The organism is Trichococcus flocculiformis (assembly GCF_900113645.1).
Lineage (GTDB): Bacteria > Bacillota > Bacilli > Lactobacillales > Aerococcaceae > Trichococcus > Trichococcus flocculiformis.
Genome location: NZ_FOQC01000018.1, coordinates 20,368 through 44,193 on the forward strand (window position 1 = coordinate 20,368; position 23,826 = coordinate 44,193).

At 49.2% G+C, this 23,826-nt stretch carries 18 protein-coding genes and 3 pseudogenes; 8 read left to right on the plus strand and 13 right to left on the minus strand.

The window, feature by feature from the left end; translation table 11 throughout:
- Position 1 precedes the first annotated feature (1 nt).
- On the minus strand, positions 2 to 1,126 hold the full coding sequence (locus BMZ71_RS07930; RefSeq protein WP_086989281.1) for an efflux RND transporter periplasmic adaptor subunit: 1,125 nt from the start codon (positions 1,124 to 1,126) through the stop codon (positions 2 to 4).
- A 230-nt stretch (positions 1,127 to 1,356) separates the two neighbouring features.
- Here BMZ71_RS07930 and BMZ71_RS07935 point away from each other — a divergent pair, with 230 nt between their 5' ends.
- Both BMZ71_RS07935 and BMZ71_RS07940 read left to right on the plus strand, forming a co-directional pair.
- A complete protein-coding gene (locus BMZ71_RS07935; protein WP_177187542.1) occupies positions 1,357 to 1,932 on the plus strand; it encodes a DUF1836 domain-containing protein in 576 nt (191 codons plus the stop codon).
- Positions 1,922 to 2,782, plus strand: coding sequence for a DegV family protein (locus BMZ71_RS07940; RefSeq protein ID WP_086989299.1), 861 nt, complete (start codon positions 1,922 to 1,924; stop codon positions 2,780 to 2,782). The genes BMZ71_RS07935 and BMZ71_RS07940 overlap by 11 nt, the downstream gene beginning before the upstream one ends.
- Positions 2,783 to 3,268: 486 nt before the next feature.
- On the opposite strand, the gene BMZ71_RS07945 is transcribed toward BMZ71_RS07940, so the two are convergent.
- Entirely contained in the window at positions 3,269 to 4,666 is a 1,398-nt protein-coding gene (locus BMZ71_RS07945) for a 6-phospho-beta-glucosidase (protein WP_068561618.1), read from the minus strand.
- Positions 4,667 to 4,927: 261 nt separating this feature from the next.
- The gene (locus tag BMZ71_RS07950; protein ID WP_086989283.1) at positions 4,928 to 5,827 is read right to left on the minus strand and encodes an aldo/keto reductase; all 900 of its coding nucleotides are present in this window, start codon (positions 5,825 to 5,827) and stop codon (positions 4,928 to 4,930) included.
- 213 nt (positions 5,828 to 6,040) lie between these two features.
- On the opposite strand from BMZ71_RS07950, the gene BMZ71_RS07955 reads away from it, so the two are divergent.
- Entirely contained in the window at positions 6,041 to 7,018 is a 978-nt protein-coding gene (locus BMZ71_RS07955) for an aldo/keto reductase family protein (protein ID WP_086989284.1), read from the plus strand.
- Between the two features lie 287 nt (positions 7,019 to 7,305).
- On the opposite strand, the gene aroD is transcribed toward BMZ71_RS07955, so the two are convergent.
- The 7 genes and pseudogenes from aroD to BMZ71_RS15295 all read right to left on the minus strand — a co-directional run.
- On the minus strand, positions 7,306 to 8,061 hold the full coding sequence (gene aroD, locus BMZ71_RS07960) for a type I 3-dehydroquinate dehydratase (RefSeq protein WP_245734404.1): 756 nt from the start codon (positions 8,059 to 8,061) through the stop codon (positions 7,306 to 7,308).
- A gap of 175 nt (positions 8,062 to 8,236) precedes the next feature.
- On the minus strand, positions 8,237 to 9,508 hold the full coding sequence (locus BMZ71_RS07965) for a glycoside hydrolase family 27 protein (RefSeq protein ID WP_086989286.1): 1,272 nt from the start codon (positions 9,506 to 9,508) through the stop codon (positions 8,237 to 8,239).
- Positions 9,501 to 9,893 (minus strand): hypothetical protein, encoded by a 393-nt coding sequence (locus tag BMZ71_RS15490; protein ID WP_342724759.1) that lies wholly within the window; start codon positions 9,891 to 9,893, stop codon positions 9,501 to 9,503. Before BMZ71_RS15490 ends, BMZ71_RS07965 begins: the two co-directional genes overlap by 8 nt.
- A 24-nt stretch (positions 9,894 to 9,917) precedes the next feature.
- A pseudogene (locus BMZ71_RS07970) lies at positions 9,918 to 11,414 on the minus strand (glycoside hydrolase family 127 protein); the annotation flags it as partial.
- A 205-nt stretch (positions 11,415 to 11,619) separates the two neighbouring features.
- Positions 11,620 to 11,856, minus strand: a complete 237-nt coding sequence (locus tag BMZ71_RS15290) for a DUF6171 family protein (RefSeq protein WP_086989289.1) — start codon at positions 11,854 to 11,856, stop codon at positions 11,620 to 11,622.
- A 1-nt stretch (position 11,857) separates the two neighbouring features.
- Positions 11,858 to 13,309 carry an alpha-N-arabinofuranosidase gene (locus BMZ71_RS07985; protein WP_218142787.1) on the minus strand — a complete coding sequence of 484 codons (1,452 nt, stop codon included), beginning with the start codon at positions 13,307 to 13,309 and terminating at the stop codon, positions 11,858 to 11,860.
- Positions 13,306 to 13,551: pseudogene (locus tag BMZ71_RS15295) on the minus strand (family 43 glycosylhydrolase); the annotation flags it as partial. The pseudogene BMZ71_RS15295 and the gene BMZ71_RS07985, both read right to left, overlap by 4 nt.
- On the opposite strand from BMZ71_RS15295, the pseudogene BMZ71_RS15300 reads away from it, so the two are divergent.
- Positions 13,546 to 13,959, plus strand: a pseudogene (locus BMZ71_RS15300) (transcriptional regulator); the annotation flags it as partial. The pseudogenes BMZ71_RS15295 and BMZ71_RS15300 overlap by 6 nt on opposite strands.
- 374 nt (positions 13,960 to 14,333) lie before the next feature.
- On the opposite strand, the gene tkt reads toward BMZ71_RS15300, so the two are convergent.
- The 3 genes from tkt to BMZ71_RS08005 all read right to left on the minus strand — a co-directional run bounded on the left by tkt (position 14,334) and on the right by BMZ71_RS08005 (position 18,888).
- The gene (gene tkt / locus BMZ71_RS07995; protein WP_086989291.1) at positions 14,334 to 16,337 is read right to left on the minus strand and encodes a transketolase; all 2,004 of its coding nucleotides are present in this window, start codon (positions 16,335 to 16,337) and stop codon (positions 14,334 to 14,336) included.
- Between the two features lie 138 nt (positions 16,338 to 16,475).
- Entirely contained in the window at positions 16,476 to 17,861 is a 1,386-nt protein-coding gene (locus BMZ71_RS08000) for an MATE family efflux transporter (RefSeq protein ID WP_086989292.1), read from the minus strand.
- Between the two features lie 106 nt (positions 17,862 to 17,967).
- Positions 17,968 to 18,888, minus strand: a complete 921-nt coding sequence (locus BMZ71_RS08005; RefSeq protein ID WP_177187544.1) for a Gfo/Idh/MocA family protein — start codon at positions 18,886 to 18,888, stop codon at positions 17,968 to 17,970.
- Between the two features lie 189 nt (positions 18,889 to 19,077).
- Here BMZ71_RS08005 and BMZ71_RS08010 point away from each other — a divergent pair, with 189 nt between their 5' ends.
- The 4 genes from BMZ71_RS08010 to manA all read left to right on the plus strand — a co-directional run bounded on the left by BMZ71_RS08010 (position 19,078) and on the right by manA (position 23,633).
- Complete coding sequence (locus tag BMZ71_RS08010) at positions 19,078 to 20,472, plus strand: glycoside hydrolase family 1 protein (RefSeq protein WP_086989294.1); 1,395 nt, start codon at positions 19,078 to 19,080, stop codon at positions 20,470 to 20,472.
- A 25-nt stretch (positions 20,473 to 20,497) separates the two neighbouring features.
- Positions 20,498 to 21,781, plus strand: a complete 1,284-nt coding sequence (celB, locus tag BMZ71_RS08015; protein WP_086989295.1) for a PTS cellobiose transporter subunit IIC — start codon at positions 20,498 to 20,500, stop codon at positions 21,779 to 21,781.
- A 152-nt stretch (positions 21,782 to 21,933) separates the two neighbouring features.
- Positions 21,934 to 22,647 carry a GntR family transcriptional regulator gene (locus BMZ71_RS08020; RefSeq protein WP_086989296.1) on the plus strand — a complete coding sequence of 238 codons (714 nt, stop codon included), beginning with the start codon at positions 21,934 to 21,936 and terminating at the stop codon, positions 22,645 to 22,647.
- Between the two features lie 26 nt (positions 22,648 to 22,673).
- Positions 22,674 to 23,633 carry a mannose-6-phosphate isomerase, class I gene (gene manA, locus BMZ71_RS08025; RefSeq protein WP_086989297.1) on the plus strand — a complete coding sequence of 320 codons (960 nt, stop codon included), beginning with the start codon at positions 22,674 to 22,676 and terminating at the stop codon, positions 23,631 to 23,633.
- The last annotated feature ends 193 nt before the right edge of the window (positions 23,634 to 23,826 follow it).

The window sequence follows — 23,826 nt, forward strand, 5'->3', positions numbered from 1 at the left end:
CTTATTCCTCCTCCAGGTCCACTTCCATCGAAGTAGGATCTAAAAGATCACCTTCTTGAACATCCGCTTCAGAAGAAACAATAATTTCGTCTTGTGCTTCTAATCCGCTTGTTACCACGATACCTGCTGCTGTCTCTTCAGTCGTTTGGATCACGCGTCGTGTGACAGTACCGAAATCATTTACCAAGACATATGTCACATCGCCGTCTGTGCGGATGGCTGCTTTGGGAACAACAACTTGATTTTCTTCTAAGTTGATGGTTGCTTGCACATGATAACCGTTCACGATACGCTCTAAAGAATCAAAACTCAATTTCACAGGATAACTCGACATAGAGGATCCCTGAGTGTACGGATCCGATACTGTGTTGGCAGGTGTTGTATCGACAAAAGACACTTTCCCTACCGTGGTGAAATTACTGGAAACGACCGTGATATCAGCTACTTGGCCAATCGTTACTTTTTCCAAATCTTTTTCATTCACTGTTCCCGCAACATAAAAGTTTTCCGAAATTAATGCCAGTACAGGCACATCCGCTTTCTTTTCTTCCGGAATAACCACTTTACCGGTGAATGGTGCGGTCACTTCTGTATAGACGGACTCTTCCAACGATAAGATATTGTTGTATATTTCCTTGATTTGCGCATCCAAGTCATATAAATTGAAGTCCATTATCAATTCATCCAATGTTTGAGCCCGTTCTTCTTCCTGCATTTCATAGAAGCGATCAATGGCAAGTTGCTGTTTGTAGGCTGTATTCGCCCGGTTCGTCTCAAGCCGCGCAGCTTCGTTATACAATTGCGTAACTTCTTTCTGCACTGTTTCATTTGTATAGCTGTACAGTAAGGTCCCCGCCTCCACCACTTGCCCATTTTCTACTTGGAGATCCCCTCTTGTACCTAAGTTTTCTTCTTGATAGAACTCCTGAGATTGTTCAGGCGTAACGACACCGTTCACAAAAATTTGTTCTATCGCGGGCACTGTATAATATTCAATGCCATACGGATCCTCTTCCACTATCGGTTCATCCTCTGCTGGTTTCCCTAAATAATTCGGCAAAAAGATTACCCCTAACACTGCTACAACTGAGATAATGCCCATCCAAAGCCACTTTTTCTTTTTCACACTCCAACCTCCTATATAGTTACGTTTGAGTGTATTATACCCTTAATACACCAAAATGCAATCCTTTTCATAAAAAGGACTGCTCCTTTAAGCAATCCATTTAAATTATCACTGAAGTTTCAAGATTGAATTTCCCGCCAAATACTGGTACATTTATCTAGTAACGAAAAACATTACATCTAGTGTCGAAAACTAGATTGAATTTCCCAGTCCAGAAAGCAGGTTGTCCCGTGAAACTTAAACCAGAATTGGAAGACCATCAGCAACAGCTGCTCAACTTGACATTCATCCGATTTGACGAATTACCTGATTTTGGCCTCTACAGCGATCAAGTGATCGCCATCATCGAAAAGCAATTAAGTTTCCTGAATGCCACCCAGGAAGAACGCATCATCACGCCGGCTATGATCAATAATTACGTAAAACTGCAGCTGATCGATAAACCCGAGAGAAAGAAATATTACAAAACGCACATTGCTCAACTGATCGTCATCACCTTGCTCAAGCAGGTGTTGCCTTTGTCGGAGGTGAAAAAAGGACTGGAGCTGCAAGTCTCCATCCGCGGATTCCAGATCGCCTTCGACACTTTCTGCCAGGAATTGGAATACGCCTTCCGGATGCTTTTCCGCGACCTTGATAAAAAAGAGCATTTCACCTATACCTTGGAGGACATCCACAGCGAAAACATCGCTTTGAAGATGATCACGTTGTCGCTTGCTTCGAAATTGTTGACACAAAAAATCATATTGGTCGATGGCGTCAGTCACGCATCCCAAAAAGGAGAGAATACAAATGATGAAATCTAATTCCATTGCCGTCTTGGCCGATTCCTGCAACGATATTCCACAGGAGTTGCTCGACAAATACCACATCTACATCTTACCGTTGATGATCAATTATAAAGACGCGAGCTATCGCGATCGGGTCGACATCACACCGGAGCAAGTCTACGAAAGATTCCAGGAAGAAATTCCAAAGACAAGCTTGCCTTTGCCGGAAACGATTGCCGACACTTTCGCAAAAATCAAAGCGGACGGTTTCGATCAAGTGATTGTATCAGCCATTTCCAGCGGTTTGAGCGGCACCTGCCAAGCCATCAGATTATTGGCGGACGATATCGAAGACATGCAGATTGTCGTCATCGACACGCTGAATATCGCCATCGCATCAGGATTTGTGGCACTTTACGCTGCCGAACAGATCGAAGCGGGACTTCCGTTCGAGGAAGTCGTTTCGAAAACACAAGCAGCCGTGAAACAGTCCACTATCCTCTTCGGCGTCGGCACCTTGGAGTATCTGATGAAGGGCGGCCGCATCGGTAAAGTTTCTGGAATCCTGGGAAGCGCCTTGAACATCAAACCGATCATCTCCTGCAACGAAGACGGCATCTACGACACGGTCGCAAAAGTGCGTGGCCGCAAACAAAGCATCCAGAAACTGATTGATATGACCCGCGAAAAACTGGGTCAGCACAAAAATTACTACCTTTCGATCTGCCATGGGGATGCCTACGAAGAGATGCTCGTTATGAAAGACCAGCTGAAGGACTTGGTTGCTGGGGCCAAAATATACGCTGAAGGTCAAATCTCGCCAGTATTAGGTGTCCACACCGGGCCCGGATTGTTGGGAATCGGCATCATGGTGCTTGAAGATTAAAAAGAGTGTGATGAATCCCGCTCTAGAAATCGAGCACTAAGAGGCAATTACGAGAACGGGCGCTTTTTGCCCGTGACGTAATCGCAGCTTAGGCGGAGATTTCTGGGATTCAGAACACGTTTAATAAGAGTGTGATGATTCGCGGGAGGGGACGAGCACTAAGAGGACTAACACAAAACGGACGTTTTTTGTCCGTGTGTGGTAGTCAACTTAGGCGGAATTCCCTGCGAATCAGAACACGTTTGATAAGAGAGTGTGATGATTCGCGGGAGGAAAGGAAAATTCAGAGGCACCTCCGGACAGGCATCACTCGCCGGAGGACATAGACGATGATTCGTCCCAACTCCGGCGAAGCATTCCTCATCGAAGAACACAAGACAAAATATTGGGCGAACTCCGGTGATGCCTGCGTTCACCGGAGTTGCGCGCAAAAAAAGTGGCTGCCTTTTTTTTACAGGGCAGCCACTCTTTTTCACGCTCATTTAATTAGTTTGATTTCATCAATTCATCGACATAAGCAACTGTTTCCGGTTGATTTGCTTCGATTTCAGCGATTTTCTCTGCGAATTGCGGCAAGTGCTCTTTGTGTGCATACAACAATTCATCCAATAACGTCTTGGCTGTTGTACCGCCCGGCACAAGTGGGTTGATTGTGAAGGCCTGCAATGCAGCACCATAGCTGCCTGTGATGGCCGCGCGGATGACTGTTTCTTCCATCGCTTTCATGCCTTGCAATAAGCCACGGGCCGCGGAAGGCATTTCACCCCAGTTGTATGGTTCTGCTCCATGGGCTGTGATCAAGGCGGAAACTTCTACGACGCAATCATAAGGTAAGTCTTGAATCGTACCGTTGTTGGCTGTCGATACAACCATGTCCGTACGTTTGTCGTTTTGGATCGACGCAATCACTTCACAGGCAGCATCACTATAGTGCGTACCGCCGCGTTGCGATAATTCTTCCGGTTTGTAGTTCAAAGCAGGATCTTTGTAAAGTTCGAACAAGCGTGTTTCCGTTGCCTTGACGACTTGCGCACGCGTTTCGCCTTTTTCGAATTCTTCAATAGAATGCTTCAACATTTCATCTTCGATATAGTAATAACGATGGTATCCGCAAGGAAGCAATCCTAAGTCCTTCAGTTGCTCGTAGTGGAATTGCGCACTGTGGATATTTTTCAGATGGTTCTCATCTTCGGTTTTTTGCGGTCCGTAAACCATATCGATCACTTCATCTGTGCGCTCCGCCCCCTTGTCATCCCAGACACGGTGCCAGTGGAAGTGGTTGATTCCGGCAAATTTGAACAGTAATTCATCTTCAGGAATCGCTAATTTTTCTGCTGCGACTTTGCGGTGTCCGATCGGAACATTGCATAGGCCGATTGTTTTCTTCCAACCGAAATGTTTGATGGCTGCTTCAGTCACCATACCTGCAGGGTTCGTAAAGTTGATCAACCAGGCATCCGGACATTGCACTTTCATATCCGCAATGATCTGGCCGATGATCGGAATCGTACGGAAAGCTTTGAACATTCCGCCTGCACCATTGGTTTCTTGACCCAAAACACCATGGGACAATGGAATGCGCTCATCTTTGATACGAGCATTCAATAAACCTACACGGAATTGCGTCGTAACGAAATCCGCATCTTTCAATGCATTGAAACGATCCAATGTCAGGTGGACTTCCCAGTCCAATCCAGCCGCCTCGACTTGGCGTTTCGCCATTGCGCCAACGATTTCCAGTTTTTCCTTGCCTGCTTCTATATCCACCAACCAAATTTCTTTGATAGGCAATTCATCTTTTCTTAAAATGTATCCTTCAATCAATTCCGGTGTATAACTGGAACCTCCACCAATCGTAACAATCTTCAAAGCTTCTTTCGACATGCATGCTTCCTCCTATTTTTGGTTTCTCTTTGCTTTCCGGCTCAAAAATTCTGTCGTGACAATGCATTCCTTAAAAAAGCGGCTATAGTTCCGCACAACCCGTTAGGAAAGGCTTTCATTCCAACCTTCCGTGAGAGGGCTTTTCGCTCTCATGAGTTCATTTTAGCACAACTCTGACACTTCCGGAGAATCCCCTTACATTCTGATTACAGGTTTGCCACAATGATTTTCGTTTCAGAAAAGAAACGATTTGTTTCATCCTCAAATGATATCTAACGCCGTTTTGAAAGTGGGCGCCGGGAACCGTGCATCCAATCGTTTCAGATCTTCATCATCCAGACGGATTGTTGCCGCCTGAGCATTGAGATACGTATGGTCAGGGTTGGAAGATCGCGGTATCGCTACAACATCTGGATGGATGAGGCACCATGCCAAAATGATCTGGAGTGCTTCGACACCGTGTTTTTTTGCGATGCTCTGCACTTCTTCACTCTCCAGCAATTGCTCGCGCAACCTGCCTCCCTGAGCCAATGGCGAGTAGGCCATGGTCGGAATGTTGTGCTCCCGTTGCCATTTCAGCAAATCGAACTCTATCCCACGTGAGCCCAAATGATACAAAACTTGATTCACTTGACACTGGTTCCCGTGTTCCATCGACAAAAGATCCTGCATATCATGGATGTCGAAGTTGGAAACGCCCCATCTGCCGATCTTTCCTTCCGCCTTCAACTGCTCCATTCCGGCTATCGTTTGCGACAATGGCACATTTCCTCGCCAATGCAGCAAATAGAGATCCAAGTGGTCCGTATCCAATCTGCGCAAACTTTCGGCACAAGCAGCCAAAATCTCGTTTCGGCTCGCTCGATGCGGGTACACTTTGGAAACAAGATAGACTTGGTCACGGATGCCTTTGATCGCTTCCCCAACCAAGCGTTCCGACTTCCCGTCCCCGTACATTTCGGCTGTATCGATCAACGTCATTCCCAATTCCACACCTAAACGCAAAGCTTCTATTTCCTCTTGCCTTTTTGCAGGATCCTCACCTAAGTACCATGTTCCTTGCCCCATTTGCGGCATGATGCTGCCATCCGGTAACGCCACCATCCGATTGGCATTCGCTATCCGTAGCGAAGCCTTGATGTTTTCGTCTATGTTCGTCATTTATAGACCCCATCCTTTCTGTTCTTTGACACCGTTCCTTACCTCAAGTATACCTTTTTTTGTCGTTAATACAAAAAGAATCGCAGCGCTTCCATTTTTTCGATTTGTTGGCCTTTTCCTTTGGCGAATTCGATTTTGTGGCTTATGATAAGGACAGAAAGCTATTTCGGCTATCATCAAAGTCTGATTAAATGAATCAAGGAGGACGAGTGGATGAAATACAGGAATCTAGGGAAAAGCGGTTTGCGTGTCAGCGAAATCGCATTGGGCAGTTGGTTGACCTACGGAAAATCAGTAGCGGATCAGACAGCGGAGGCATGCATCCGAACCGCTTATGATGCCGGCATCAACTTTTTCGACACAGCCAACGTTTATGAAAAGGGTGCTGCTGAGACCGTGCTCGGAAAAGTGCTGAAGGACTATCGGCGCTCCAGTTTGGTCGTCGCCAGCAAAGTTTATTTCCCGATGGGGGATCGTCCGAATGACCGGGGCTTGTCACGCAAACACATCATCGAAGCCTGCGACGCCAGCCTGAAGCGTCTGGACATGGATTATCTGGATCTCTACCAATGCCACCGTTACGATCCGAGCGTACCGATGGAGGAAACACTCTGGGCGCTCGACGATCTGCAGCGTCAAGGCAAGATTCTTTATGCCGGAGTCAGCGAATGGCCGGCCGCCAAAATCCAGGAGGCTCACCAGATTGCAAAACAGCATAATTTCCGGCCGCTCATTTCCAACCAACCGATCTACAATATGATTGAGCGTTACATCGAGGTCGATGTGCTGCCCGTCTCCGTCGCCAATGGCATGGGGCAAGTCGTCTTTTCTCCATTGGGACAAGGCATCCTGACCGGCAAATACAGATCCGGCCAACACGTTCCGGAAGGCAGCCGTGCCGCCAACAGCAAACTGAACAGTTCAATGCAAAAGTATCTGGAAAACGAGTCCCTGTTGGAAGCCATCGGAGAAATCGAAGCCATCGCGCATGAATTGGAAATAACCATGCCGCAACTGGCTCTAGCCTGGATTCTGCGCCAACCCGGCGTCAGCTCAGCCATCATCGGCGCCAGCCGTCCAGAGCAGATCGAAGATAACATCAAGTCGGTGGATATCGAATTGACGGATGAATTGCTGCTTGGCATCAACCAAATTTTGTTGAAAGTAAGCAGCTTTAAGCCGAGAAGCTGAGCATACGATGAATCATTCCGGACATCAAAAAAGCCATCCTTATATCCAGGGTGGCTTTTTTTGCCTGTTCTCCATCCATTTGTTCTCCAAATCGAAGAAAAACGTGTGACCTCCGGCGAACGGTGGCTTCGCAGGAGGTCGCCTACATTTTCGGTTACGTTCTCCGATGAGGGAGGCTCCGCAGGATTTGCGTTTGCTGACGATCAGTTTACTCCGGCAAGCGACGCTTCACCGGAGCTGAGCGGAAATCCGAAAGTTCCGAACCGATCTGTTCCGCCCGCACGTTCTTAATCCAGCGCCAGAATTTCCAGGATGGAACGGACATCGCGGACAGATACCTGACCGGGTGCAGAAACATCTTTGGCCGCCGCAAAAGTCAGGCAGGAACCGAACAGTTCTCCGGCCAAGCGCGAAATGACGCCGTATTTGCCCATCGACATCGTGATGCAAGGGCGGTCAGCTTTCTCTTTTTTCATTTCCAACGTCGCCGCCAGCAGCGTCAAGACATCTTCCTCGCTCTGCGGCATGACCGCGATCTTTGTAATGTCTGCCCCGAGTTGCTGCATTTTCACCAATCTTGCGACGATCTCCTCTTTAGGGGGCGTTCGGAAGAACTCGTGGCTCGACAGAACGACTTTCACGTTTTGTTCGTTCGCTTCGGCAATCAACTTGATTACGTCTTCTTCCGAACTGAACAGTTCCAGATCGATCATGTCTACCATGCCGCTCCGGATCGCGAAACGGTTCAATTCAAAATAGCGGTCCAAGCTCAGCTCGCGCTCGCCGCCCTCTTTTTTAGTGCGGAAGGTGAACAGCAAGGGCTTTTTATAAAGGCTTTTGATTTCGGCCAATAAAGCTTCCACTTGCTCGGGATGCTCCACTCCTTCGAAAAAATCGATGCGTAACTCCGCCAGATCAAAAGCGACGTTTTCCAGTATTTTGACAGCAGCAAGGATGTCCTGTTTTGTTTTCCCTACCAACGGCACGCAGATTTTCGGCCTGCCTTCATTGAAGACTATATCTTTCACTTGAACGATTTTCACTGGTGTATCCCCTCCATGGCGCATTCGCGTCCCTGCTTCCTTGAACAAACCCTTCCGATCAAAGGAAGCGGAACTTCCGAGTATATGATACTTCCCATTTTATCGTTAATCGCACCAAAAGCATAGGGACACTTTGCGGAACTTTTCCGCTCCGTTCATTTTTCGATCTGTTTTTCTATCTTGTGACAAAAAGAGCGACACCATGGGCCGCGAGAAAAGTCGTTTGTGCTTCGGCCACCGACACGGTCCGGTTTGCCCAAACTTCATGCATTTCTCCTCCAATGGATTGTAGCCATTCCCCGGCCACTTCAGGCAAACGGGCCGGTTCATCCGACAGATTGAAGCAGGCGACATATTTCCTGGTGTCACTTTCCGAAACCCAGATCACCAACTCTTCCTTTCGGTACACTTCTCTTGCATCGCGCCCGTTCTGATGGGCGTCGATCAGATAAGGTTCGGTCAACAGCGACCGCGTCCAATCATCCAACTTCCGCAGATCCCCGCCGAACAGCAAGGGCGAACGGAAAATCGACCACAATGTCATCAGTGAGCGCTGCTCCTCTTTCGTGAACCGCGTCAGCCGCGCCTCCGATCCGTCAGCCACGGTCCGGGCACCGATATGCCCCAGCGGCAGCATATCGCAATCCGGCCAAGTTCCGGCGCCGACAAAAGCCGACCACTTTCCGCAGCGTCCGAACATGTCATACAGCTGCTCCCAGTTGTCCCACAGATCGTCTGTCAGCCGCCACATGTTGGCATTCCGTTGGAAAAAGGTACCCCGTTCGATCGGGGCGGGTTCCGGTGAGAGGCTCAACACCATCGGCCTGCCGCAACTGTCGATGACTTTGCGGATCAGCTCGATTTCTCCGCTGTGCGTTCCGTACAATTTCGAATCCGCGATATCATCTACTTTCAGAAAATCGACTCCCCAGGAAGCGTACAGAGCCAGTAACGAATCGTAGTACGCTTGTGCACCGTCCTTCGTGTTGTCCACGCCGTACATATCTGTGTTCCACGGGCAGATGGAATTTGTATCCGCAATGTCCCGGGCTGTTTTTTGCGTACCCAAAATCGGGCTATTGCCATGCACCGCCTGCCTCGGGATGCCGCGCATGGTATGGATGCCGAATTTCAGACCCATTGCGTGGACCGCATCCGCCAATGGTTTGAACCCTAGTCCCCCTCTGCTCGAAGGGAATCGGTTTTCGGCAGGGATCAGCCGGCTGTATTCATCCTGACGGAGTTCGATGAACGGATGATAGGCGCAGGAATCAGCGAGAGGTTCATACCACTGGATATCCACGACAATGTATTCCCAACCGTAGTCCTTCAAACTTTTCGCCATCACTTCGGCGTTGCCCAATACTTCCTCTTCCGTCACGCTGGCTCCGAAAGAATCCCAGCTGTTCCAACCTTTTGGTGGTGTTTCTGCGTAGCTTCTAAACATGCGTATCCTCCTTATCGACCCATACTTGCATTTCTCCCAAAGAGCGATTACCCCAGTTGTAGTAGGGGATGAACGTGAGCATTTTGGGAATGGTTTGCGGTTTCTGATGAACGCGGTACAGCTTGCCCTGCCACCCATCTTCCATCACTTGCAGCTCCCCTTCAGCTTCCAGGAAGACGCTATCGCCGAGCAGCTTATCCGATCGGAAACGTGGTCGGACCGATCCGGTCAATGCCAGCAGATGCAGTTGTATCCCGTTGTCCTGTTCTTCCAGGCAATAAATGAAAGGTCCCCGTTGCAGGGCGACTTTTCCCTTATCCGCTTTGACAAGTGGATGCGCCTCGATTTCGTTGATGGCGATGGTGTATGTTAATTCGATAGCCATCGAATCGGAGATGACGGTCACATAAGTGTAGCCATTGCTGCTTTCGGCAACCGTTTCTTGACCGTCCACAACCAGTACCGGATTTTCCGCCCAATAAGGGATACGGATGCCCAAACGCAGCTGTTCGGAGGATGCTTTTTCAACTGCGATTACGGTCTGGCCCGTTTCCGATACCGTATGCTTTTGCCGAATTGTGTAAGGTTCGCCGGCTTGCTCCCCGGCCAGTTCGCTGTCGATGAACAGATTCAGCAGCACTTCATCTTCCTTTTGCGTGAAGGCGTATCCCCCGACAGCGGGCAGCGTGCGCGCCAAGTTCGGCGGACAGCAGGCGCAGCCGAACCAGGAAGGCCGCGTCGCCTTCACATGGCTCTTATCCGGATTCTCAGCGCTCGCTTGGGGATCGACTTCCAACGGATTGACGTAAAAGAAGTGCTTCCCGTCCAAGGCCATGCCGCTGATGATGCTGTTGTAAAGTGTCCTCTCCATGATGTCCGCATATTGGCTGTCGGTTTCGGTCTTCAGCAATTCATTCGAAAAATTCAGCAGCCCGATCGCCGCGCATGTTTCGCAGTACATCAGATCGTTCGGCAAATCATAATCATAGGTGAAAGCTTCCCCGCGGACCGTCGAACCGATGCCACCCGTGATGTACATGCGCTTTTGGACGATATTCTCCCAGATTTTTTTCGCGGCACCGATCAGCTTTTCATCTTGCTTGTGGCGACCGGCCCCAGCCATTGCCTGCGCCATATAGACCAACCGAACGGCATGCCCTCTTGCCGAATCCTGCTCGATAACGGGCTTATGCGCTTGATGATAGACGGTATTGATGACAGGCTTCGGCCCTTGCTGCAGTCCCAAGCGATCATTTTCTTCCAGTTGCTCCGCAAAGAAATGTGGGTTCTGTCCGCGCACCTCCAGGAAGTAGCTGCTCAAATCCAAGTATTTCCGGTTGCCCGTCGACTCGTACAGCCGCACAAGCGCGAGTTCGATTTCCTGGTGGCCATCGCTACCGTCGATTTTCCCTTCCGATTTGCCGAAACGCGCTTCGATGCAGTCGATCGCTTTGTCGGCAATCTGAAGCAGCCGACCGGACCCGGTCGCTTCCTTATAAGCGATGGCGGCTTCGATCAGATGACCGATGCAGTACAGTTCATGGCTTTCGAACAACCTTCTGAACTTCAGGTGCGGGGCATCGATTTGATAATAGGTACTCAAATACCCGTCATCGTCCTGCGCCGCTTCCAAGAGTTCGATCGTTTCCTCCACTTAGGCGACCAGAGCTTCATCCTTTTCCAACGCGATTGTGTTGGCTGCCGCTTCGATCCATTTGTACAGATCGCTGTCCTGGAAAAGCCAGCCGTAATGGTGTCCTTCCTTCTGTCCAGCCGCAATCCTGAAATTTTCGATCACATGGCTTTTTTCCGTCGGGATGGTCGCATCCTCCCTTTCGCTTTCGATGACGATGTTCCCTCTGTTGTTGAGGACATCCCATTGGAATGGGATCATTTCCTCCCTCACCAGTTGCCTGTACTTCAGTCAGAAGCTGTCTGATACTGTCACTCTCGGGTGTTGTTGCAGCAATGGTTTGATCATTATCTATCCCCATTTCATCCAAATTTCAACCTGATTTTATGTCAAGATGCAAGAAAAGCCACCAGCAAGCCGGCAGCTATTCCTGTTGATATAAACGCTGATACAAAAGCGGTGCCTAAGCTGGATGGCGTTACCACTTACCCAAGGGGCAGCGTTTGTCCTGCAGACTGGCACGGAAGCGAACGAAGCAGCCACAATGCTTGCACGTATGCTCCGAAAGCGCCGGACACGCACTACAGACAATCAACCGCTGGTCCCGCAGCTCGTTTGAGGCGTGGTTCAGCTCCATCGACAGTTGCTCATCGATGGCGCTCTCGATATCCATCTCCATCATCTGATTGTTACGTTCGCAGCCTTTGCAGGTCATGTCAGTTTTCCTTTGCGTATACGGAAACGACACTCATCGGAGGCAGCGTGATCGTCAATTCGTTGCCATCCACCGCGAAATCAGTGAATGTTTGTTTCGCAACGGCTTCAGGATTTTCGAACGAGTTATGATCATCCGTGCTGTTTCCGAAGATGCCCTCTGCTGCTGTTTCCCCGAATACGCCGTCGACACGGCTCAACGTGATGGTTTCTGTGTCAGTCAGACTGTAGTTGCAGAAAGATGCCGTCATGACGCCGTCTTTTTTGGAAACCGTGTAACTGGTCGTGCCGGAAATGACCCCATCCGCATCGACAAGGGTTGCGTCCTGGTGATTTTTATAGAGATCGAACACATAGTAGGTAGGTGTCTTGATCATTTCTGCGCCCTCAGTCAGAATCATAGCTTGCAGCACATTGACCATTTGGGCAATATTCGCCATCTGTACGCGGTCTGCATGCTTATGGAAAATATTCAAAGTCAGACTTGCGATCATCGCATCCCGGATTGTGTTCTGTTGGTACAGGAAGCCCGGGTTCGTGCCTGGCTCCACAGCCAGCCAAGAGCCCCATTCATCCACGATTAGACCGACGCGTTTATCAGGATCATATTTGTCCATGATCGTGGTGTGCCGCGTGATCAATTCATCCATCTTCAAAGCGCTGTCGATCAGTGAAAACCATTCTTTTTCAGGGAACCCCAGTGCCGGGCGCTTGTCTTCCCATACGGAAGCCAGCGCATAATGGTGCAGGCTGATGCCGTCCATGAACGGCGCTGCATGCTTCATCAGCACATCCATCCAGTTGTAATCATCGATGTTCGGGCCGCAGGCGATTTTGTAAAGCGGTTCTTTCGTGTACTGTCTGACGTAGGTTTGGTAACGGCGATACAGATCAGCGTAATATTCCGGACGCATGTTGCCGCCGCAACCCCAGCTCTCATTGCCGACGCCAAAGAATTTGACTTTCCACGGCTCGTCCTGCCCGTTTTCACGGCGCAATTTGGACATCGGCGAAAGACCGTCCATTGTCATGTATTCGACCCATTCCTGCATTTCCTGGACCGTGCCGCTGCCGACGTTTCCGTTGATGTAGGCTTCAGCCCCGACCTGTCTGCATAATTCAAAGAACTCATGCGTACCGAAATGGTTGTTTTCCGTCACGCCGCCCCAGTGCGTATTCACGATTGTGGCGCGCTCTTCGGTAGGACCGATGCCGTCTTTCCAGTGGTACTCGTCCGCAAAGCAGCCGCCCGGCCATCTGATGACCGGAACCTGGATGGCTTTTAGCGCCTCCACGACATCTTGTCTGATTCCGTTGACGTGCGGGATTTCTGAATCGGTTCCTACCCATACCCCTTCATAGATGCATCTGCCCAGATGCTCCGCAAATTGACCATATATATAGCGAATGATTGTTCCTGTTTCTCTGTTCAAGGTTACTTGTATCTTATTCAAATGATTGTCCTGCCTTTCTGATTGTTGTCTGTTCCGGGTTCGCCGAAAATCGGAAAACCATCCGCGCTCCAGGTGAAAACTTGCGCGTGCGCATGGCGATCGGGCACATCCAAGGGATCACCCTCTGTCACGATTTTTGGGCGTACGTGGTAAACCAGCACATCATCCTCTCCATCCTCGCTGCGGGTGAAGCTATTGTGCCCGGGCCCGAACAACTGGTTTTGTTCGGAACTCCTGATGACACACTGGAGCAGATTGACATCAGCATGGAAATCAGTTCCGAATTCCCTTTTTCGAATGATGTTTGGCCGTCCGATATCACATTCACCTTGAACGGAACAGAGTTGGGCACATGGACGAGCCCAGGCGACTTCGCGGATACGCGCGGAAAGCTGAATCCATCTTGGTGGCCCTCGAATTTGAACCAATACGGTTTATTGAAGACACTCAGGGTAACCCACCACGGCACTTACATGGACGGAGACCTGCTTTCCCAAGTCAGCATATCGGATCTGAATAAGACAGCCGAAACATGGGAAATCCGCATCGAAGTGAAGCCCGATGCTGAAAATGTCGGAGGCGTAACCCTGTTCGGCAAAAAATTCGGGAATCATGACCAGGACATCAACTTCAAAGCCTACTATTCCTGATAAGCACCAGAAAACTGCAGCCCACTCCTTTCGAGTGGACCGCAGCTTTTTTGGCTTTCCTTCGATTGACGGAGATGCATAGCGGCGATCGAAGGAAAGCCTCTGCTCCGTCGAAGCCGCACTCGCCGGAGCACAACGGTAACTTCAGGCCGCAACCCCGGCGAGTCCCCGCTTATCGGAGAATGCACCCCGAAATGTTGTCCGACCTCCGGTAAGGCCTTTGTTTACCGGAGGTCAGGGATTATTTTCATCCTGATGCGTTTGATCTGATCAAACGGCATTTCCGATGCAAAAACTCTGGACAAGGACAAAAAAAGCGTGGGCTGCCTCAATTTCGAGACAGCCCATGCTTTTTTGTTCATCCGTTAGGAAGTTTATTTTGCGAATTTTGCTTGATAGGCTGCAACCACTTTTTCAGTAGTAAAGCCATATTCCGCCATTACCACGTTGCCGTTGCCGCTTGCGCCGTAAGTGTCGATGCCGTAAGCCAATCCGTCTAGGCCGACATAGCGTTCCCAACCGAAGGTCGCGCCCATTTCAATGGACATGCGGTCGCGGACTGCGCCAGGCAAGACTGTTTCTTTGTAGGCAGCATCCTGGGCTTCGAACAGATCGAAACTCGGCATGGAGACGACAGAGACATCCACTCCGGCTTCACGCAATTGTTTTTGCGCTTCCACAGCCAAGTTCACTTCCGAACCGGTTGCGATCAGGATGCCGGCAGGCGTTTCGCCTTGTTGCGGAGAAAGGACATAAGCACCCTTCTTCACGCCTTCGCGGGCCATTTCTTTTGTGCCTTCCAAAACAGGCAAGTTTTGGCGCGTCAACACCAACATTGTTGGTTTGTCGGCTGAAGACACTGCAATTTCCCATGCCGCGCTGACTTCGTTGCCGTCTGCAGGACGCAGAACCGTCAAGTTCGGCATGCCGCGGTAGCTGGACAAGTGTTCCACCGGCTCATGCGTCGGGCCGTCTTCGCCGACCGCAATCGAGTCGTGTGTCATCACGTAAGTGCCCGGCAAGTGCGAAATGGCAGCCAAACGCATCGCTGGACGCAAGTAATCCGTGAAGACGAAGAACGTCCCTACATACGTTCTGGTTCCGCCGTGCAGAACGATGCCGTTCATGATAGCGGCCATCGCGAATTCGCGCACGCCGTACCAGATGTTGCGGCCGGCATAGTTGCCCGGTTCAAAGTCGCTTGCCGATTTGATCATTGTGTTGTTTGAAGACGATAAGTCCGCAGAACCGCCCCAGAAATAAGGTACAGCTTCACCCAATGCTTGGATGGATTCCGCGCTGGTCACACGGCTTGCTTTCGCTGCGCTGCCCACTTCATAAGTCGGCAATTTGTCTTGCCAACCTTCAGGCAATTTGTTAGCGATGGAATCTTCGAATTGTTGCGCCAATTCCGGATAAGCCGCTTTGTAGTCGCTGAACATAGCAGTCCAGGCTGCTTCAGCCTGTTGGCCTTCTTCAACCATTTTTTCATTGAAACGGGCTGTGACTTCAGCCGGAACACAGAAAGCTTCATCCGGACAGCCGTATGCCGCTTTCGCGAAAGAAACGCCTTCCGCTCCCAATGGAGCGCCATGAACTTTGTGCGTTCCTGCATCAGGTGCACCAAAGCCGATGATGGTTTTGATTTCGATCAAAGTCGGTTTTTCGGTTTCAGCTTTCGCTTCTTCGATGGCTTTCGAGATGGCTTCCAGATCGTTGCCGTCTTTCACCAAGATATGTTGCCAACCGTAAGCTTCGAAACGGGCAGCTACATCTTCCGTAAAGGATTTCGAAGTCGGGCCGTCCAAGGAAATATCATTGGAGTCGTACAAACCGATCAGTTTTCCCAATTTCAGGTGGCCGGCCAAGCTGGCTGCTTCGTGGGAGATACCTTCCATCAGATCGCCGTCGCCGTTCAAGAAATATGTATAGTGATCCACAACCGGGAAGTTTTCTTTGTTGTAAGTAGCAGCCAAGTGCGCTTCCGCCATCGCGAAACCTACCGCATTCGCGATCCCTTGTCCCAAAGGACCAGTCGTCGCTTCCACGCCGTCCGTGTCATGCACTTCCGGGTGTCCAGGTGTTTTGCTGCCGAATTGGCGGAAGTTCTTCACGTCGTCCAGGCTCACATTGAAGCCGGATAAGTGCAACAAGCTGTACAACATGGATGACCCATGTCCAGCTGATAATACGAAACGATCACGGTCTACCCACAAACTGTTCTTAGGGTTGACTTTCAAATGTTTTGTCCAAAGCGCATAGGCCATCGGAGCGGCTCCCATCGGTAAACCGGGGTGCCCTGAATTGGCCTTCTGTACGGCGTCGATGCTAAGTGTACGTACTGCATTAACTGCTAACTCATCAATTTGATCAAACATTTTTTTCCTCCTCAAGATAGTGAATCTAGTATTGAACTCCTCAACAAACTTTTTTAATCATGATTTAATCTTATTATAACATATTCCGAATCGGTTTATATCAATTTATTAACTTAGATATGCATCAATAATGGATTATCAATCCGACAGTTCCACCAATCGCTCACTCTCAGCTTCCTTGATTCTATTCTCTTCCAATAAGGTCAATTTCCTTTTCAACTGACGATAGGCGTACATCATGGGAATAGTAGCCCCTACCCAAGCAACGGGGTTGGCAAAAGCAACAGCTTGGTAGCCCAGCAGACCGGAAAATCCCAACGGAACAAGGACGCGTGCGACCATCTCCATCACACCTCCAAAGGTAGGCGCGGTATTATCGCCCACCCCTTGCAGCGTATACCGCAAAATGATCAGCGTCGCCAATACAAGGTAGAAGCTGGCCGTCGCAATAAAATATGTGTGCGCATACGCCAATACGGCCGGATCGTTCTGTTTGAACAATAGCCGAATGATGTCCGTCCCGAAGCACAAAAGCGCTCCTCCTAAAACAATGCTGTAGACGAAGGTCAACAGCAAACTGATACGCACACCTTCCCAAATCCGCGAATATAATCCGGCACCGTAGTTTTGGGCTGCGAAAGTGGCCATTGCGATACCGATGGAGGCTATCGGCAAGGTTGCCATGATGTCCAATTTTTGGGCGATGGCGTATCCACCAACTGCTTCCGGTCCGAAGCCATTCAGACTTTTCTGCAATACAATCAAACCGATTGAAATGATGGAGGCTTGCAGACCAATCGGGAGCGAAATTTTCAACGGCAAAGAGAAGTCCGCGGGCTGCATACGCCAATCTTCTTTGGAAAAGCGCAGAATCGCCATTTTTTCCCGGATGTATACGAAACAGAGAAAACTGGCGAATAATTGCGCAGCAACTGTCGCAAGTGCTGCTCCTGCGACTCCCATAGAAAACCAGACAATGAACACATAATCCAATACCACATTCAATATGGAAGCAATCATCAGGATGACCAACGGAAGTTTGCTGTCACCCAGTGAACGTAAGATGTTGCTCAACAAATTGAATGCCATGATCGCCACCGAACCCCACATCAGGACCAAAAAGTAAGCTTCGGCTTCCTTAAGTATTTCTACCGGCGTATTCATGAGCAGTAGAATCTCTTCAGCGAACAACACGCTCAAAATTGTGATGAGGATAGTCGTGAAAAGGGTTATCCAGACGCTTATTGTGATGCTTTTCCGGATACGCTCCTCATTTTTCGTGCCAAAACGCTGCGCGATGACGATTCCTAAACCAGAAGTGACCCCAATCCCGAAGCCATGAATAAAAAAGAGTACTCCGCCGACCGATCCGATGGCCGCCAATCCCTCCACTCCCAAAGTCCTGCCGATGATGACTGTGTCGGCTAAACTGTACACTTGTTGGAAAATATTCCCGATCAGCATCGGAATCGCGAACAGTAAGAGTAGCTTCGCAGGACTGCCGGCAGTCATATCTTTTGTCATCCTTCACCTCCATTTGATGATCCTTGGCCTTTCTGATTTATATTATACCAGAGATGTACGAACAAATTAACAAAAATATATAAATTGTACCTACAAAAATTCCGATCTATTCGTTTGGATTGATTCCGAATCCGTTGTCGACGAGAATTTTCTCGCACAGTGAGTGGCTCAGGTAGCTTGATTCCGTGGAGACGGGGTTTGTACGTTCTTTGACTCCTGCGATAAACGAACCGATCAACGGCGCGAATCCTCGCTTGCGGAGCGTCCATTCCCAATCGCCAAAAGCAATTTGCTGTTTGCTATTTTTTTGTTCGATGGTCATGTCGGTCAAATTCATGACGCGCACAATCCCATCAGGACTTTGGATTTCCATGACTTCCTGATTGGCACCCGCCTCATAGTTCATCGAGACGAAACAAGTCGTGCTCTTCGTTTCGAGCATCAGCCAGAGTCGTTTCAATTCCCCTTCATTTTCGACCAGATACGATTGCACCGAAACCACTTCATCATCCAACAAATACAAGGCGGCATCCGCGATATGGATGAACAAGTCGTAGACAGCGAAACGGACCGGTTCCACGTTCTTCACACGATCCTTCTGAATCAGGATCATTTTTTTGTCAGGGATCTCCTTCAGCCGTTCCACCATCGGAGCAAACCGGCGATTGAAGCCAGCGGTAAGCAACAGGCCCTTGGCGTCCGCCAACTCGATCAGTTCCTTTGTTTCTTCCAGATCATCACTGATGGGCTTGTCCACATAGACCGAAATGCCGCGCTCCAGTAATTTGCGGATGATTTCCGCATGGGCAACGGTGGCTACATGCACAAAGGCCGCTTCGATTCCGCTGTCCAACCATTCTTCCATCGAAGTGTACAAATGCTGGAAGCCGAATTTTTTCCCTACAGTTTCCAGCGTCTCCCCGTTCCGCGAGCACAGATGCCATTCCACCTCATCCTGCATCTCAACCATAACCGGCAAGTACGCTTTTTGCGCAATGTTCCCTAATCCGATGACTCCAATTTTCATCACCTATCGCCTCCAAACCTGTTTGTTCTCTTTATACCATAATCAACCCCCCAATTCTCGCCAAAACGCTGAAATAATTGTGAAATAATAAAAATATATATTTTCGAATGAAATCGATTGCATTTTCTTTTATCGTTTTGTATAATTCTATTTGAAGTTATGTATAGACATAGAAACGGAGTTGTTTAGATGAAATATGAATTTCCTGAAGGTTTCTGGTGGGGTTCGGCAGCAAGCGGACCACAAACAGAGGGTACGGTGGCCGGAGACGGCAAGGGGGACAATATCTGGGATCATTGGTACAAGCAGAACCCTGAGCTGTTCTTCAATCAGGTAGGACCCGAAAACACATCTTATGTATACAATCGCTACAAAGAAGATATAGCACTCATGAAAAAAACGGGACACACGACGTATCGAACCTCCATCCAATGGAGTCGTCTGATTCCGGATGGGATTGGCGCAGTGAATCCGGAAGCAGTGGCTTTCTACAATAGCTACATCGACGAGTTGTTGGCCAACGGCATCGAACCTTTTATGAATCTTTATCACTTTGATATGCCGTTGTCATTACAACAGAAAGGAGGCTGGGAAAGCAAAGAAGTCGTGGATGCCTATGCAGATTATGCGCGCATCTGCTTCGAGCTGTTCGGCGACCGCGTAAAAAAATGGTTCACCCACAATGAACCGATCGTTCCGGTCGAAGGTGGCTATCTCTACCAATTCCACTATCCTAGTGTCGTGGATCTGAAAAAAGCCGTTCAAGTCGCTTATCATGAAACTTTGGCAAGCGCAAAAGCCATCAAAATTTATCATGAAATGAACCTTGCCGGACAAATCGGCATCATCCTCAATTTGACGCCTAGTTATCCGCGCAATGAGAATGATCCTGAAGACGTTAAGGCAGCCCGTCTTGCTGACGCATTCTTCAACCGCTCTTTCTTGGATCCTGCCATCAAAGGCACCTTCCCCGAGGATTTGGTTTTGCTGTTGAAGGAATTGGATTATCTACCGGAATATACGCAATCGGAACTGGAACTCATCAAACATAATACCATCGACATTCTGGGGATCAATTACTATCAGCCTAGGCGCATCATGAAAAAAGAAAGCACAGAACGCTTGTCGGATAAACCGATGCCGGATGATTACTTCGATAACTATATCTGGCCGGAACGCAAAATGAATCCGTACCGCGGTTGGGAAATCTACGAAAAAGGTATTTACGATTGCCTGATCAATGTCCGTGACAACTACGGCAACCTGCCTTGCTTCATCTCCGAAAACGGGATGGGTGTAGAGGGCGAAGAGCGCTTCGTCAACGCCGATGGCATGATCGAAGATGATTACCGTATCGAATTTGTCCAAGATCATCTGAAATATGTCCATCAGGCGCTGCAGGAAGGTTGCAATGTCAAAGGCTACCACATGTGGACGTGCATGGATAACTGGTCCTGGACCAACGCCTACAAAAACCGCTATGGCTTCATAGCAGTGGATCTAATGCAAGAAGGAAAACGCACAATCAAGAAAAGTGGCTACTGGTTCAAAGAGGTTTCTGACAATAATGGTTTTGACGCATAAGGTTTCCAGGAAAGGAAAATGATTAATGAATAATTTTATTGATAATTTAGCCGAAAAATTGACTCCCCTTGCCGGCAAACTCGGCTCAAACAGATACTTAGCAGTGTTGCGTGATGCTTTTATGCTTTCTTTCCCACTGACTATGTTCGGTTCGATCGTAGTGGTGCTGAACAACTTACCCTTCTGGAGCGATGACTTGAAAGGGACTTTGGGCGGTCTTTTCGGAAACGGTCAAAACGCGACCATGTCGATCATGACGATTTTCATCACGTTCGGTATCGGGTATTACCTGACCCGTTCCTATGATGAGGACGGCATCTTCGGTGGAGCAGTTTCGTTGGCTTCCTATCTGATTTTGACGCCTTTCAACTTTACGACTGCAGATGGTGCTGAAGTAAGCGGCGCGCTGTCCTTGGATCGTTTGGGTGCAAAAGGAATGTTCATCGGGATGCTGGCTGCTTTCATTGCAGCTGAAATCTATGTCCGCATCACGAAAAAAGGGATCGTCATTAAAATGCCTGAAGGGGTTCCTGATGCCGTTGCCCGATCTTTCGCTTCCCTGATTCCTGCCATTTCGACCTTGACAATCTTTTTATTTTTGAATGCTTTTGTTTCTGGCGTGTTTACGACGAACTTGCATGACGTAGTTTATACCGTTATCCAAAAACCGTTGGTAGGTTTGGGCAGCGGCTTGCCTGCAACACTGTTATCCTTGTTCTTCGTCCAAATTCTATGGTTCTTCGGATTACATGGTCAAATCATCGTCAACTCGGTAATGGATCCAATCTGGAATACTTTGGCTCTTGAGAACCTGGATGCTTTTAAAGCAGGTGAAGCCTTGCCGCACATCATCACGAAACCTTTCATGGAAACATTCACTGTCGGCCTGGGCGGTTCCGGTATGACATTGATGGTAGTCATCCTGATGGCATTCGTCATGAAGAGCAGACAAATGAAAGATATCGGTCGTTTGGCGATCGGACCTGGCTTATTCAACGTAAACGAGCCTGTCATCTTCGGCTTGCCGATCGTATTGAACGCCTCCATCCTGATTCCTTGGGTATTGACACCGCTGATCGTCACTACTATCAACTACTTTTCGATGGCTTCAGGATTGGTTCCTGCTCCAACAGGCGTAACGGTTCCTTGGACTGTTCCCTTGTTCTTCAGCGGAATGATGGCCACCAACTCGCTTATGGGCGGCTTGTTGCAACTGATTGATGTGGCAATCGTCGGAGTGATGTGGTATCCATTCCTGAAAGTTGTCGATAAAGCGAATTTGGCCCTTACTGTCGAAGAAGCTGCATAATCGGTTTGCCCCAATCCGAAAGCCCGAGGCAGTATGCTTCGGGCTTTTGTCTTTGCTTATTCGGCTAAATGTAGAGCTTAACTTGTTTCACATCTAGCCATTACGGTATAATGGGAATCAAAATCGTTTAATTCCCAGGAGGAGCGACTGTAATGAAAAAATATGAAGAAATTGCGGATGAGCTGCGGCGCCGCATCGCCGATGGGGAGTATGCGGAAGGTGAAATGCTCCCGGACCAGATTGCTTTGGCAGAAGAATTTGGAGTCAGCCGGATGACCTTAAAGAAAGCCATCGATATGATCGCAATGGAGGGCCTGATTTTCCGCAAACGGGGTGTCGGTACTTTTGTCATCAAGAGCGCCCTATGGAATAGTGGGGATTCCAAAGCAGATGAATATGCCGGCTTATCCAAACAGTTTCCGAATAAAACGGTAAAGAGCAAAATCATCCTTTTTGATATCCTGTTCCCTCCCGACAATATCCAATCCTTGTTGATGCTGGAAGACAATCAGCCGGTCTACCATCTGCAACGCCTGAGGATTATTGACGACAAACCTTATATACTGGAAGATACTTACTTTGTAGCCGGATTGGTCAAGGACTTGACTGAAGATATTATCCACCATTCCATCTATGACCATATCCGCGATACCTTAGGGCTAAAAATCGGTGGTGCTTACCGAAAAATCCACGCTGATCGTTCCAATGAACTGGATTGGCAAGAATTGGCATGCGATCAACATACGCCGATTCTTGAAGTGGAACAAGTCGTTTATCTTACGAATGGGACTCCTTTCGAATATTCGACTGCTCGCAGTCGCTTCGATACACGTTCCTACACCATCACCGATATTATTAAACAATAACAAATAAAAATATTAGGAGGAAAAACATGCAAGAGCCATTGTTCATCCAACCTGTCCTGCAAGAAAAAATCTGGGGCGGCACCAAGCTGCGCGACATCTACGGGTATGATATCCCCAGCGACCATACCGGGGAGTGCTGGGCGATCAGCGCCCACCCCGACGGCACCGGCGCGGTGGAAAACGGTCCCTATGCCGGCACCAAGCTGGACGTCCTCTACGCGGAGCATCCTGAACTGTTCGAAAATCCGACTTCGCCCGTCTTCCCCTTGCTGACCAAAATCATCGACGCTGCCGAAGCCTTATCCGTCCAAGTGCATCCCGATGATGCTTATGGGCTGAAGCATGAAGGCGAGCTCGGGAAAACCGAATGCTGGTACATCATTGATGCCGATGACGACGCCGAAATCATCTACGGACACAATGCCCAAACAAAAGAACAGTTCTCGGAAATGGTCGCCGCAGGCAACTGGGAGGGGCTTCTGCGCCACATCAAAGTGAAGAAAGGCGACTTCTTCTTCGTACCGAGCGGCACCATCCATGCCATCGGCGGCGGCATCACGATTCTGGAGACGCAACAGAGCAGCAACACGACATACCGCGTCTACGACTTCGACCGCAAGGACGATCAGGGCAACACGCGCGATCTGCATATCCAGCAATCGATTGATGTGTCGCTGATCCCGCACAAAGATCCGTCGAACCACTTCGAAACAACCACAGTGGATGACAATACCGTCACGACATTCATCGAAAGCGATTATTTCACTGTCCATAAATGGGACATCCTATCGGAAATGGCCTTCCAGAAAACTGCTCCCTACACCTTGGGGAGCGTCATCGAAGGCAGCGGCAGCCTGACTGTCGCCGGAAAAGTCTATCCGTTGCAGAAAGGCGACCACTTCATCCTGCCTGCGACCGTTTCCGCTTGGACCCTGTCCGGCAACCTGGAACTGATCGCCTCCACACCCGGACCGAAAAACAGCTAAGAAAAGCGAAGCCGGCTCATAATCCAATGAGCCGGCCTCTTTTATTTGTTTTTGAAGCCCTCTAAACAGCTGGGCGTGCATTAAATAAGGCTATCTGTCCCTTTCTACTCCGGCGAGGGGGCTTCTCGACGGAGTTGGGCTCTTCGGTATTCGTCTTCCTCCTGTGAGAGAATGTTTGCCGGAGCTGAGCATG